This window comes from Streptosporangium roseum DSM 43021 (assembly GCF_000024865.1).
Lineage (GTDB): Bacteria > Actinomycetota > Actinomycetes > Streptosporangiales > Streptosporangiaceae > Streptosporangium > Streptosporangium roseum.
The window spans coordinates 6,567,991-6,581,166 of record NC_013595.1; the positions used below are offsets into that span (position 1 = coordinate 6,567,991).

A 13,176-nucleotide genomic window follows, 5' to 3' on the forward strand; every position below is an offset into this window, starting at 1 on the left:
CGGACGTACCGCCAGGAATGATCAAGAACCCGTAGCATCCGCTGAGTGATCATCACCGGAGCGCGCGCTCCGCGCCCATCGGCGGCACGGCGGACGGGACCGGTCTGGCCGAGCCTGGCCGCGGGCCTCGCCGCCACGGTCGTCGCCGTCGCCGGCTCGTGGCGGGTCTCCCAGTCGTCGGACGAGCTGGCCACCCTCAGCGCGGCCCGCCGGAGCGCGGCGGGCCTGTGGGAGCTCGCGCAGCACGTCGACGGGCACTTCCTGCCCTACTACGCGTTCATGCACCTGTGGGCGGGGTTCGGCCAGGCCGAGTGGTGGCTGCGGCTGCCCTCGGCGATCGCGACGGGCGCGGCGGCCGCGCTCATCGCCGGCCTGGGACGGCGCCTGCACTCCCCGGCCGCCGGGGTGGCGGCCGCCGCCATATACGTTTTCCTGCCGTCGGTATCCCATCACGGGCAGAACGTCCGCCCCTACGCCTTCGCGGCCGCCGCCGCGGTGCTGGCCGCCTGGGCGCTGCACCGCGCGATCGAGGAACCGGGGCGGCGCGGCGGCCGGTGGGGATACGCCGCGGCCGTCGCCCTGCTCGGCTGCACGCAGGTGTTCGCCCTGCTCGTGCTGGCCGCCCACGTGCTCGCCATGACGCTGTACGGCCGGGGCGCCCTGGCCAGGATGCTGCCCGCCCTGGCCCTGGGATGCGTTCCGGGGGCCGTCTGGACCGTGGTCGGCTTCGCCGAGCGGCACGCCATCCGGTGGATCGACATGCCCGGCCCCGCGGTCTTCCTGGCCCTGCCCAGGACGGCCGGGGGCACCATACCGGCGGGCTGCGTCCTACTGGCCCTGGCGGCCGCCCCGCTCCTCCTGCGGACGCGGCGCGCCCACGGGCTCTGGCCCACGCTGCTGGCCGCCTGGGCCCTGCTGCCGCCCGTCCTGCTGTTCGCCCTGTCGCACCTGCTCTCCCCCGTCTACGTCGACCGCTACCTGTTCGCGACGGTGCCCGCCTACGCGCTGCTGGCCGGTCTCGCGCTCGCCTCGATGCCCCACCTGCTCGCCGCGCTCGCCCTGGCGGGTGCCCTGGCCGCGGGGCTGCCCGGACAGCTCGACCTGCGCAGGGAGGACGGGCACCGCGAGAGCTTCCCCCGCGCGGTGCGGATCATCTCGGCGAACGCCCTGCCGGGCGACGCGATCGTGTACGGCGGGTCGTGGCTGCGGACCGGGATGCTCTACTACGGCGGGCGGGGCCTGCCCGACGACGTGCTGCTCCTGGACGCCGACCCCCGGCCGGTGTCCTTCGACTACCCCGAGCGCGCCGACGTCTCCGCCGCCCTCGACGGGCGCGAGCGGGTCTGGGCGCTCTGGCGGGGCCCCGCCGGGGCGGCCCTGCGGATCGGCAGGCTCGACCCGCTGGTCCAGCGGTTCACCCGCAGCCGGACGTGGCACGCGGGGCGGTCGCCCGGCATGACCGTGGCCCTCTACACCCGTTAGACCGGTCTCGCATCGCGGACGCCTTTTCCGGGAGCCGCGCCGCGCTTAGTAAGGTGTGAAAGACCGTTTGGCCCCTGGCGCGAGGAATCTGATGACCGCCGAAGCCCTGCATGGGCCCGCTGAGCCGTACAAGCCGGGCCTGCCCAGGCCGGGAGCGTTGCTGAGGGCCGCCTCCGACGCCATCCCGCCGTCCGGCCTGGTACTGCTGGCGATCCTGTCGGTCCAGGTGGGCGCGGGTTTCGCCAAGGACCTCTTCTCCCAGTTGCCGCCCAGCGCGGTGGTGTTCCTGCGGATCGCGATGGGCGCGCTCATCATGGGGGTGGTCGCCCGGCCCCGGCTGAAGGGGCTGACCCGCGTGGACATCGGGCTGGGGGTGGCCTTCGGCGTGACGCTGGGTGTGATGAACCTGTCGTTCTACGAGGCACTGGCCCGGCTGCCCATGGGCATCGCGGTGGCGATCGAGTTCCTCGGGCCGCTCGGGGTCGCGGTGGCCGCCTCGCGCCGCCGTCTGGACCTGCTCTGGGTCGCGCTGGCCGGTTCGGGCGTGGTGCTGCTGGCGCCCTGGGGGACGGCGGCCTCGCGCATCAGCTGGGTCGGGATCGGATTCGCCCTGGTCGCGGCGGTCTGCTGGGCGGGCTACATCCTCCTCTCGGCCGCCGTGGGCCAGCGCTTCCCCGGCACGACCGGCCTGTCCTTCGCGATGATCGTGTCGTTCCTGCTGATCGCCCCCGTGGGGATCGGCACGGGCGGCGCCGACCTGCTCCAGCCCGAGCTGCTGCTGATCGGCCTCGGGGTGGGCCTGCTGTCGTCGGTCATCCCCTACTCGATCGAGCTGGAGGCCCTGCGCAGGATGCCGAAGCAGGTGTTCGGCATCCTCATGAGCCTGGAGCCGGCGGTGGCCGCGATGGTCGGCCTGCTCGTGCTGGGCGAGGTGCTCGACGTGCGCGAATGGGCCGCCATCGGCTGCGTGGTCGTCGCCAGCGTGGGCGCGACCCGCGGCCCTCGCTGAACCGGGGCCGCTACTCCGGCTTGCTGGCCCAGATGCCCCGCACATGCTGGATGTGGTTGCGCATCAGCCGCTCGGAACCGCCGGCGTCTCCCGCGGAGAGCAGGTCGAGCAGGTCGAGGTGCTCTCGGGCGGAGTCGACCAGTCCACCGCGCGCGGACAGCGCCGACAGGCCGTACAGGCGGGCCCGCTTACGCAGGTCGCGCACCACCTCCACCAGGTGCGCGTTGCCCGCCAGGGCGAGGAGCTCCACGTGGAAGCGGATGTCGGCGTCCACGTAGGCGAGCAGGTCGCCGCGCTCGGCCGCGTCGACGATCTGCTGGGCCACCGGGCGGAGCAGCTCGAAGCTCTCCGCACGGGCCCGGTCGGCCAGCCGCGCCACCGTGGGCACCTCGATGAGCCGGCGGATCTCGGTGAGCTCGTCCAGGTCGCGGTCGGACAGCTCGGTGACCCGGAAGCCCTTGTTGCGCACCGCCTCGACCAGGCCCTCCTTGGCCAGGTCGAGCATCGCCTCGCGCACCGGCGTCGCCGAGACGCCGAACTGGGCGGCCAGCACCGGCGCCGAGTAGACCACCCCCGGCCGCATCTCCCCGGTGATCAGGGCGGCCCGCAGCGCGTGGGCCACCTGCTCCCGCAGGCTCTGCCGCTCGCCCACGACCGGCAGGTCGAGCCGGTCCTCCGCCGAAGGAGCCATTCCCGCGCCTCTCATCTCACTCGCATCCACGCCTCGTAGGCGGCAGCCGCCACCACCAGGTCCTCCCAGGCCATGCCCACGCTCTTGAACAGCCGGGGCCCCGGACCGCGAGGCACCGTGCCGGCGACCAGTTCCCCGAGGTTGCCGGCGAGGTGACCAATGGTGATCGTACCGTTCCGCAACGGGATGATCAGGTCTCCTGCCTCGGCGAGAGCGGCACTGCGGGCTTCGACGACCACCGTGGCACGCGCGACGAGATCGTCGTCGACCTCCCGGGCATCGGGTTCGTGGGAGCCGACCGCGACCACGGTCGCGTCATCCCGGGTGAGCCTACCGTCGAACAGGGGAGTCCTGGAGGTCGTACAGCAGGCGATCAGGTCGGCCTGTCCGGGATCGGCCACCGTATCGGCCTGGAGGCCCTCGGCGGCGCACCGGGCGGCGAAGGCGCGCGCCTTCGCCGCGTCCCGGGCGATCACGCTCACCCGCCGCACCGGCCGGACCGCGCGGAAGGCCTCCACGTGCCCCCACGCCTGCGGTCCCGCGCCGAACACCGCCATCTCCGAGGCGCCGGACCCGGCCAGATGCCGTACGGCCAGCGCGGAGACGGCGGGGGTGCGCAGCGAGGTGAGGGCGACGCCGTCCATCATGGCCAGCGGCGCCAGGCTCTCCCCGTCCATCAGCAGGTAGGCGCCCTGGATCCGGGGCAGCCCACGTGAGGGGTTGGCCGGGGCCACCCCGGCCACCTTGATCCCGACGTGACGGCCCCACGCGGCGGGCATCAGCAGCAGCTGCCCGGCGGGGACCTCCACGACGGGCCGCAGCGGGGTGTCCTCGGGGTCGAGCCCCGCCAGCAGCGCGTCCTGGAGCACCTGCACGGCCCGCGCCATCGGCACCAGCTCGCGCAGGGTCTCCCCGTCCAGGTAGGGCAGCGCGCTCATCGGAGGGCGAACCCGGTGCCGACGGGATCGCGCGGATCCAGGGTGAAGCGGTGCTCACCGGTGCGGTAGGCCATGCCCTCCACCTCGGGGACGATCCCCTCCTCGGTCACCTCGGCGACCCAGGCCCGGAAGGAGGTTCCCACGATGCCCTCGTGGACGAGCGTGCCGGTGAAGCCGTCGGCGTGCAGCAGCGCCAGCCGGGCGGCCGTGCCGGAGCCGCACGGCGAGCGGTCCACCTCGCCGTCGGCGAAGACGGTGACGTTGCGCTGGTGCCCGGGGCCCAGCTCTTCGTGGAAGATGACGCCGTAGATCCCCGACAGCCGGTCGTCGCCCGGGTGCCGGGAGGCGGGGTGCCCGGCCAGGGCCGCCTTCACCGCCCGGCCGAGCGCGATCAGCTCGGTGAGGTGCTCGGGCGCCACGCTCAGCCCGAGCGCCGCGGCCGGGACCGAGGCGTAGATGGCTCCGCCGTAGGAGACGTCGGCCCTGACACCGGCGAGCGGACCGGTCCCGGAGCCCGCCGCGGACGCATCCGCCCCGGCGAGCGGGCCCAGCTCGATGTCCCGCGCGAGCACGTAGGAGGGCACGTTCCGGAACGTGACGGCCTCGACCAGGCCCGCCGCGCAGCGGACCCGGGCCGTCACCCTGCCGGACGGGACGTCGACGACGACGTCGGTCTCCCCGTCCGGATCGGCCTCGACCAGGCCGCTCTCCACGGCGTGGACCCCGAGCGCGATGGTGCCGTGGCCGCAGGCGGTGGAGTAGCCGTCCTTGTGCCAGAACAGCACGCCGAGATCGGCTCCCGCGTCGTCCGGCGGGACGAGGAAGCAGCCGTACATGTCGGCGTGCCCTCGCGGCTCGTGGCAGAGCAGCCGCCGCACGCCGTCGATCTCCGGGGCCGCCGCCGACTCGCGCCGTTCCAGGACCGTGCTTCCGGGGATGTCGGGCACACCGGAGGTGACGATCCGGAAAGGCTCGCCGCCGGTGTGGTAGTCGATCGTCTGGATCATCGTTCCCCGTCCCGTCATACTCCGCCGAGGTAGGCCTCGACCACCCGGGCGTCCTCGCGCAGGTCGGCCGCGGGGCCGTCCAGCACGCACTCGCCGTTCTCGATCACGTAGCCGCGGTGAGCGATCTTGAGCGCCGCGGTGGCGTTCTGCTCGACGAGCAGCACCGAGGTGCCCTCGGCGTTGATCCCGGCGATCAGCTCCATCACCGAGGCGACCACCAGTGGGGCCAGGCCCATGGAGGGCTCGTCGAGCAGCAGCAGCCGGGGCCCGGTGACCAGGGCCCGGCCGATGGCGAGCATCTGCTGCTCGCCGCCGGACAGCGTGCCGCCCTGCTGGGCGCGCCGCTCGGCCAGGCGGGGCAGCAGCTCGTAGACGCGCTCGATCCGCTTGCGGATCTCGGCCTGGTCGCGGACCAGGTAGCCGCCGAGCTGCAGGTTCTCGTGCACGGTGAGGGTGCTGAAGACCCTGCGGCCCTCGGGGACGTGCACCAGGCCGCGTTCGGCGATCTTGTGGGGTCTGTCCCTGGTGATCTCCCGTCCGTCGAAGACGACCTTCCCGGCGGTGGAGCGCACCAGGCCGGAGACCGCCGACAGCGTGGTGGTCTTGCCCGCGCCGTTGTTGCCCAGCAGGGCGACGATCTCCCCCGGCGCGATGGTCAGGGACAGGCCGCGCAGGGCGTGCACACCGCCGTAGTGGACGTCCAGTCCGTGGATCTCAAGCATGGGCGTCACTCCCGAGGTAGGCCTCGATGACGGCGGGGTTCCGGCGGACGTCCTCCGGGCGGCCGTCGGCGATCTCCTTGCCGAAGTTGAGCACGACCACGCGTTCGGAGACCTCCATGACCAGGCCCATGTCGTGTTCGATGAGCACGATCGCCACGCCCAGCGCCTGGATCCGCCGGATCAGGTCGAGCATCTCGGCCTTCTCCCCATGGTTGAGCCCGGCGGCGGGCTCGTCCAGCAGGAGCAGGTCGGGGCGGCGGGCCAGGGCTCTGGCGATCTCCGTGAGGCGCTGCTCGCCGTAGGGCAGGTTGCGGGCCTCGCTGTAGCGGTCACCGCTCAGGCCGACGAAGTCCAGCCAGTGGTGGGCCTGCTCGGTGCACTCGCGTTCGGAGCGGCGGTAGCGAGGGGTGTGCAGCAGGGCGTCGAACACGCTCTGCCTGAGCCACAGGTGCGATCCGGCCCGCACGTTGTCCAGGACCGACAGCTCGCCGAACAGGCGCAGGTTCTGGAAGGTGCGCGCGACGCCGAGGCCCGCGATGGCCGACGGCCGCAGCCCGGGAAGGTCCTTGCCCCGCAGGGTGATCCGGCCCGAGGAGGGACGGTAGAAGCCGGTGACGCAGTTGAAGGCCGACGTCTTGCCCGCGCCGTTGGGGCCGATGACGGAGACGATCTCCGCCTCGCCCACCGAGAACGTGAGCCCGTCGATGGCCAGCAGTCCGCCGAAGGACAGGCGCAGGTCCTCCACGCTCAGCAGGCTCACGAGACCTCCTTGGATCGGGCGGGCCACAGCCCCTGCGGACGCAGGATCATGACCGCGATGAGGAGGACGCCGAAGATGAAGAACCGGTAGTCGGCGAGGTCGCGCAGGATCTCCGGCAGGATGCTGATCACGACGGCGCCGATGACGACACCGGGGATCGAGCCCATGCCGCCCAGCACGACCGCCATCAGGACCAGCGCGGACTGCAGGAAGGTGAAGCTGGTCGGGGAGATCGCCGACAGCTGCGCGGCGAACAGGACGCCGGCCAGGCCGCCCCAGACCGCTCCGGCGATGTAGGCGGCGAGCTTGACCCGGTAGGTGTGCACACCCATGGCCTCGGCGGCGTCCTCGTCCTCGCGGACGAACCGCCAGGCCCGTCCGAGCCGGGAGCGGCCCAGGCGGGCCGCGCCGAGGACGGCCAGGGAGACGACCACCACGGTCACGTAGTAGAAGACCACCGGACTGTCGGTCAGGTGCGGGATGCCGTAGATGCCCGAGGGCCCGCCGGTGACGTCCAGGTTGTTCGCGGTGATCCGGATGATCTCGCCGAAACCGAGGGTGACGATGGCGAGGTAGTCGCTGCGGAGCCGGAGGGTGGGCGCGCCGATGACGATCCCGGCGATGACCGTGACCACGATGACCGCCGGCACGGTGACCAGCAGCGGCAGGTCGAAGCGGGTGGACAGCACCCCGCTGGTGTAGGCGCCGACCGCGAAGAAGGCGACGTAGCCGAGGTCGAGCAGGCCGCAGTAGCCGACCACGATGTTCAGCCCGGCCGCGAGCATCACGAAGATGGCCGCGCTGGTCATGACCGACAGCGCGTAGCCGCTGGCGTTGACGAACGGCGCCAGGAGCGCGATCAGCAGGCCGGCGATCCCGGCCCACCTGTTCTGCAGCAGTTTCGAGGCACGGGTCGGGGGCTTGGCGGCGCCGACCCGGCGAACCTTGGTCGTGCCGGTCATACTCGCTCCGTCACGCGTTCGCCGAGCAGGCCCGTGGGCCGCACGGTCAGGAACAGGATCAGCACCCCGAAGGCGAACACGTCGCGCCACTCGCCGCCCAGCCAGAACGTGCCGAACGACTCCAGCAGCCCGAGCAGCAGCCCGCCGAGCATCGTGCCGGGGATGTTGCCGATGCCGCCGATGACGGCCGCGGTGAAGGCCTTGAGCCCGATCAGGAAGCCCATCAGGAAGTCGATCTTCCCGTAGTAGGCCCCCGCCATCACCCCGGCGGCCCCGGCGAGGGCCGAGCCGATGAAGAAGGTCCGGGAGATGACCGCGTTCACGTCGATGCCCATCAGCGAGCTGGTGCGCGGGTCGAGGGCGATGGCCCGCATGGCCCGGCCCTCACGGGTCCGGGTGATCAGCAGGTTGAGCCCGATCATGAGGACGACGGCCACTCCGACCAGGACGAGCTGCTGCAGGGTCAGCCGGGCTCCGAGCACCTCCACGGAGGTGCCGCCGAGCCGTACCGGGTAGACCCGCGGGTCGGCCCCGGCGGCGGCGCGCATGCCGTACTCCAGGGCGAAGGACGCGCCGACCGCGGTGATGAGCAGGGAGAGCCGGGGCGCGCGGCGCAGCGGCCGGTAGGCGATCCGTTCCAGTGCCACCCCGGCCAGGCCGGTGAGGACCATGGTCGCCAGGAGTACCACCAGCAGCAGCGGCAGCGCCATCGAGGAGGACACGCCGCCGACCGCGCCGAGGATGGCGAAGCCGACGAACGCGCCGAGCATGTACAGGTCGCCGTGGGCGAAGTTGAGCAGCTTGATGATCCCGTAGACCATGCTGTAGCCCAGCGCCACCAGCGCGTAGAACGAGCCGACAAACAGGCCGTTCCAGACGAGCTGTGTCATTTGAGAGAGTCCTGCAAGGTGATCTTTCCGTCCTTGACGACGAGGATCTGGAAGCCGCCGTTGGACAGCGTGTGCTCGGGGGTGAACTTCAGCGGCCCGGAGAACATCGAGAACCCGTCGATCGCCTCCAGCGCGGAGATGACCTTGGCGCCGTCGGTGCCGCCCGCCTTGGTGACGGCCTCGGCGGCCAGCCGCACGGCGTCGTAGGCCTGGTTGGAGTATGGGCCGGGGTCGGCGTTGTACTTCTTCTTGTAGGCCGCGATCCAGCCCTCGGCGCCTTCGAGCGTGTCGGGGGTCTGGGTCATCGTGGCGTAGAGGCCCTCGGCGGCCTCGGCCCCGGCGATCTCGACCAGTTTGGGCGAGACCGAGCCGTCGCCGACCATGATGGAGCCCTTGTATCCGGCCTGGCGGAGCTGGCGGGCGATCAGGCCGCCCTCCTGGAAGTAGCCGGTCCAGTAGACGAAGTCGGGCTTCTTGGCCAGCACGTTGGTGATGTTGGCGCTGTAGTCGCTCTCCTTGGGCGTGACCGTCTCGACGAGCACGGCCTCGGCACCGGCGGGGGCGTCGAGCAGCGCCTTGGTGCGCAGCGCGATGTCCTTGGAGTAGCTGGTGTTGTCGTGCATCAGCACGACGCTCTTGGCGTCCTGCTTGGCGATCCACTTCTCCGCCGCCCCGGCCTGCTGGGAGCCGGTGCCGTTGATCAGGAAGACGTGCTTGAGCTTCTGGTCGACCAGTTCCTGGGAGTTGGCCGCCGGAATGATCATCGGGATGTTAGCCTTGCCGAAGATGGGCAGGGTAGGCAGCGTGGCGCCGGAGCAGTATCCTCCGACCGAGATGTCCACACCCTCGGTGACCAGCTTGTTGGCTCCGGCCGCCGCCGACTGGGCGTCGCAGGCGTCGTCGGCGGTCTTCAGCTCCAGCTTGCGGCCGAGGACTCCGCCCTTGGCGTTGATCTCGTCGAGCGCCAGCTGCGCCGCGTTGCTCATATAGGGACCGATGGCGGCCTCGCTGCCCGACTGGGGGATCAGCATGCCGAGGACGATCGGGTCGTCCGCGGTGGCGGCCTTGTCGCCGTCGCCGCCGCCGAGCAGGCCCTGACCACATCCGGTGACCAGGAGGCCGACAACGGCCAGCGACGCGAAGGACTTCAGGGGGATGGCACGCATTTGCGGCTCCTCACAAATAATGATATGTGACATTGCACTATCTGTGAATGTCCACGTCAAGGGCCGAAACAAGACCGTTAAACTTCACACATCTTTTATCCGCCCATCGTGCGGATACGCGAAGGGGCATCCCCGGGCGGGGATGCCCCTTCTACGGACGGCAGGCCCTCAGCGTGCCGGGCTTATGGTGACGGTGTGGGTCGAGGTGTAGAAGTCCTGGGCCGCCTTGCCCTGCTCCCGGCCTCCGTAGCTGGAGTCCTTCTCCCCGCCGAACGGCAGGTAGAAGTCCACGCCGCTGGTCGGGGCGTTCACCTTGACCAGGCCGGTGTCCAGCCGCGCGCCGAGGTCCAGGGCCCTGTCCAGGTCGCTGGTGTAGACGGCCGAGGCCAGGCCGTACCGGACGCCGTTGGCCAGCGCCACCGCCTCGTCCACCGAGGCGGCGTCCTGGATCACGCAGATCGGCCCGAAGACCTCCTCACAGACCAGCGGGTGGTCGGCGGGCAGGCCGTCCACGAGCGTCGGCTCCACATACCAGCCGCCGAGCCCGCCCTCCTGGAGGCTGTGCACGGCGCGGCCCCCGGTCAGGATCCGGCCGCCCGCGGCGATCGCGCCCGCCGCCGCGTCCACGACCCGGTCGCGGGCCGCCTCGTCGATCAGCGGGCCGACGGCCGTGCCGGGGTCGGACGGGTCGCCGAAGCCGAGCTTGGCCACCGCCGCGAGCACGGCCTCGCGGACCTCGTCGCCGTTGCCGACCGTGATGATCCGCTTGGTGGCCGTGCACTTCTGCCCGGCGAAGCCCATCGCGGCCGCCGCGATCTGGGCGGCCGCGGCCTCCAGGTTGGCGTCCGGCAGCACGATGCTGGCGTTCTGCCCGCCCATCTCGGCCTGCACCGGCACGCCGCGCCGTACGGCGGCCTCGCGCACCAGCGCGCCCACGGCGGCGGAGCCGGTGAAGGAGACCACGTCGGCGGCCTCCACCAGCGCGGCGCCCTCCTCCGCGTCGCCGGGCACGACCTGGAACTCGTTGAGGTTCAGCAGCTCGGCCAGGCGCAGCGCGCACGCCAGCGCCTGCGGGGCGGGCTTGAGCACGACCGTGTTGCCGAACGCCAGCGCGGGCGCGGCCTTCCACAGCGGGATGGCCAGCGGGAAGTTCCACGGCGTGATCAGACCGGCCACGCCGAGCGGCCGCCGCCGGGTGAACAGCAGTCCCGCGCCCGACGGCTCGTGGACCGCGCCGACCGGGTCGAACACCTGCTGGGCGTAGTAGCGCAGGATCGACACCGAGCGGGCGACCTCGCCGCGCGCCTCGGTCACCGGTTTGCCGACCTCGCGGACCACCAGGGCGGCCAGCTCGTCGGCCGCCCCCTCCACCGCGTCGGCGGCCCGCGCCAGGGCCGTGGCCCGCGCGGCGGCGTTCCTTGACGCCCAGTCGTGCTGTACGGCCTGCGCCAGCCGGACCGCGGCCTGGACGCCCGCCTCCCCCGCCGCGGGGAAGGAGGCGACCAGGTCGGCCGGGTTGTGCGGGGAACGGCTCTCGATCAAATTGATCACGTTTGTCAAAGCAGGAAACCTTCGGGGAACGGGTCACGGGGGTCGAGGAAGTACTGGGCGGTGCCGGTGACCCATGCCCGCCCGGTGATGGTCGGAACCACCGCGGGCAGATCGGTCACCTCCGTCTCCTCGACGAGCCGGCCGACGAATCGGGTGCCGATGAACGACTCGTTGACGAAATCGGTGTCGAGGGGGAGCTCGCCCCGGGCGTGGAGCTGGGCCATCCGGGCGCTGGTGCCGGTGCCGCAGGGCGAGCGGTCGAACCAGCCGGGATGGATGGCCATCGCGTGCCTGGAGTGGCGGGCGTCGGAGCCGGGGGCGGTGAACTGCACGTGGTGACAGCCGCGGATGCCCGCGTCCAGCGGGTGGACGGGCTCGTCCTGCTCGTTGATCGCGTCCATGATCGCCAGGCCCGCGTCGAGGATCTGCTGCTTGTGTGCCCGGTCGAACGGCAGGCCGACCGACTCGATCGGCAGGATCGCGTAGAAGTTGCCGCCGTAGGCCAGGTCGTAGGTGACCTCGCCGATGCCGGGCACCTTGACGGTGCGGTCCAGGCCGGCGCTGAAGGAGGGCACGTTGGTGATGGTCACCGCGGTGGCGGCGCCGTCCTCGACCCGCACCTCGGCGACGACCAGCCCGGCTGGGGTGTCCAGCCGGATGGTGGTGACCGGCTCGACCACCTCGACCATCCCGGTCTCCACCAGGACGGTGGCGACGCCGATGGTGCCGTGGCCGCACATCGGCAGGCAGCCGGAGACCTCGATGTAGAGCACGCCGTAGTCGGCGTCGGGCCGGGTCGGCGGCTGCAGGATGGCCCCGCTCATCGCCGAGTGACCGCGCGGCTCGTACATGAGCAGGGTCCGGACGTGATCCATCTCGGCCAGGAAGTGCTCGCGGCGCTCGGCCATGGTCGAACCGGGGATGACTCCCACTCCCCCGGTGATCACCCGGGTGGGCATGCCCTCGGTGTGGGAGTCCACCGCATGGAAGACCCGTTTCGTCCTCATTGATACTCCTCGCAGGGGGTGAGCTGCCTTTCGGGCCCGTGGCCGGCCGCACTCAATGGTGCGCCCGGCCACGGAGTGCGGACGACCGGCCCCGGTTACCGCAGGCCTTCGGCCAGGGCCTTCTCGGTGGCGGCGCGGACGAGGGCCTCCTCTTCGGGGACCAGCGGCAGCCGCGGCGGGCGGCACGGGCCGCCCTTCCGCCCGGCCAGGTCCATGGAGAGCTTGATGGCCTGCACGAACACGGTCTTGGAGTCCCAGCGCAGCAGCGGGTGCAGCGCGCGGTAGAGCGGGAGCGCGGTGGTCAGGTCCCCGGCCAGGGCCGCCTTGTACAGGGCCACGCTGGACTCGGGCAGCGCGTTGGGGTAGCCGGCCACCCAGCCGACCGCGCCGGCCAGGGCCAGCTCCAGCAGCACGTCGTCGGAGCCCACCAGCAGGTCCAGCTCCGGGGCGAGCTCGGCGATCTCGTAGGCCCGGCGGACGTCGCCGGTGAACTCCTTGACCGCCACGATCAGGCCCTCGGCGTGCAGCCGGGCCAGCAGCGCCGGGGTGAGGTCGACCTTGGTGTCGAGGGGGTTGTTGTAGGCCACCACCGGCACGCCAGCCTTGGCCACCTCGCGGTAGTGCTCCACCACGATCCGCTCGTCGGCCCGGTAGGCGTTCGGCGGGAGCAGCATCACCGCCTGGCAGCCCGCGTCGCGCGCCTGCTCGGCCCAGCGGCGGGCCTCGCCCGCCCCGTAGGCGGCGATCCCCGGCATGACCCGGTCACCGCCGATGGCCGCCACCGCGGTCTCCACGACCTTGGCCCGCTCCTCGGGCGTCAGGGTCTGGTACTCCCCCAGCGAGCCGTTCGGCACCACGCCGTCGCAACCGCCGGCGACCAGCCACCGGCAGTGCTCCGCGTAGGCGTCGAAGTCGACCGAGAGGTCCTCGCCAAGAGGCAGCGCGGTGGCCACCATCACGCCGCGCCAGGGTTTCACACGGGTCGTCATTG

13 protein-coding genes are annotated in these 13,176 nt (G+C 72.0%); 2 read left to right on the forward strand and 11 right to left on the reverse strand.

What is annotated here, in order from left to right; all coding sequences use genetic code 11:
• The first annotated feature begins 45 nt into the window (after positions 1-45).
• Complete coding sequence (locus SROS_RS28895; protein WP_012892462.1) at positions 46-1,482, forward strand: glycosyltransferase family 39 protein; 1,437 nt, start codon at positions 46-48, stop codon at positions 1,480-1,482.
• Positions 1,483-1,573: 91 nt separating this feature from the next.
• The gene (locus SROS_RS28900) at positions 1,574-2,491 is read left to right on the forward strand and encodes an EamA family transporter (RefSeq protein WP_012892463.1); all 918 of its coding nucleotides are present in this window, start codon (positions 1,574-1,576) and stop codon (positions 2,489-2,491) included.
• Between the two features lie 10 nt (positions 2,492-2,501).
• On the opposite strand, the gene SROS_RS28905 is transcribed toward SROS_RS28900, so the two are convergent.
• From SROS_RS28905 to SROS_RS28955, 11 genes are all read right to left on the reverse strand, one after another.
• Positions 2,502-3,182, reverse strand: coding sequence for a GntR family transcriptional regulator (locus SROS_RS28905; protein WP_012892464.1), 681 nt, complete (start codon positions 3,180-3,182; stop codon positions 2,502-2,504).
• An 11-nt stretch (positions 3,183-3,193) separates the two neighbouring features.
• Entirely contained in the window at positions 3,194-4,120 is a 927-nt protein-coding gene (locus SROS_RS28910) for an ornithine cyclodeaminase family protein (RefSeq protein WP_012892465.1), read from the reverse strand.
• Positions 4,117-5,127, reverse strand: coding sequence for a proline racemase family protein (locus SROS_RS28915; RefSeq protein WP_012892466.1), 1,011 nt, complete (start codon positions 5,125-5,127; stop codon positions 4,117-4,119). The genes SROS_RS28910 and SROS_RS28915 overlap by 4 nt, the downstream gene beginning before the upstream one ends.
• A gap of 14 nt (positions 5,128-5,141) precedes the next feature.
• Positions 5,142-5,849 (reverse strand): ABC transporter ATP-binding protein, encoded by a 708-nt coding sequence (locus SROS_RS28920; protein ID WP_012892467.1) that lies wholly within the window; start codon positions 5,847-5,849, stop codon positions 5,142-5,144.
• Positions 5,842-6,609 (reverse strand): ABC transporter ATP-binding protein, encoded by a 768-nt coding sequence (locus SROS_RS28925; RefSeq protein WP_012892468.1) that lies wholly within the window; start codon positions 6,607-6,609, stop codon positions 5,842-5,844. Before SROS_RS28925 ends, SROS_RS28920 begins: the two co-directional genes overlap by 8 nt.
• Positions 6,606-7,571: a branched-chain amino acid ABC transporter permease gene (locus SROS_RS28930; RefSeq protein ID WP_012892469.1), complete on the reverse strand. Its 966-nt coding sequence runs from the start codon at positions 7,569-7,571 to the stop codon at positions 6,606-6,608. The genes SROS_RS28925 and SROS_RS28930 overlap by 4 nt, the downstream gene beginning before the upstream one ends.
• Complete coding sequence (locus SROS_RS28935) at positions 7,568-8,461, reverse strand: branched-chain amino acid ABC transporter permease (RefSeq protein WP_012892470.1); 894 nt, start codon at positions 8,459-8,461, stop codon at positions 7,568-7,570. The genes SROS_RS28930 and SROS_RS28935 overlap by 4 nt, the downstream gene beginning before the upstream one ends.
• Positions 8,458-9,627, reverse strand: coding sequence for a branched-chain amino acid ABC transporter substrate-binding protein (locus SROS_RS28940; protein WP_012892471.1), 1,170 nt, complete (start codon positions 9,625-9,627; stop codon positions 8,458-8,460). Before SROS_RS28940 ends, SROS_RS28935 begins: the two co-directional genes overlap by 4 nt.
• Positions 9,628-9,795: 168 nt before the next feature.
• Positions 9,796-11,178, reverse strand: a complete 1,383-nt coding sequence (locus SROS_RS28945) for an aldehyde dehydrogenase family protein (RefSeq protein ID WP_218919712.1) — start codon at positions 11,176-11,178, stop codon at positions 9,796-9,798.
• A gap of 5 nt (positions 11,179-11,183) precedes the next feature.
• The gene (locus SROS_RS28950) at positions 11,184-12,185 is read right to left on the reverse strand and encodes a proline racemase family protein (RefSeq protein ID WP_012892473.1); all 1,002 of its coding nucleotides are present in this window, start codon (positions 12,183-12,185) and stop codon (positions 11,184-11,186) included.
• Between the two features lie 95 nt (positions 12,186-12,280).
• The gene (locus SROS_RS28955; protein WP_012892474.1) at positions 12,281-13,174 is read right to left on the reverse strand and encodes a dihydrodipicolinate synthase family protein; all 894 of its coding nucleotides are present in this window, start codon (positions 13,172-13,174) and stop codon (positions 12,281-12,283) included.
• Between the last annotated feature and the right edge of the window lie 2 nt (positions 13,175-13,176).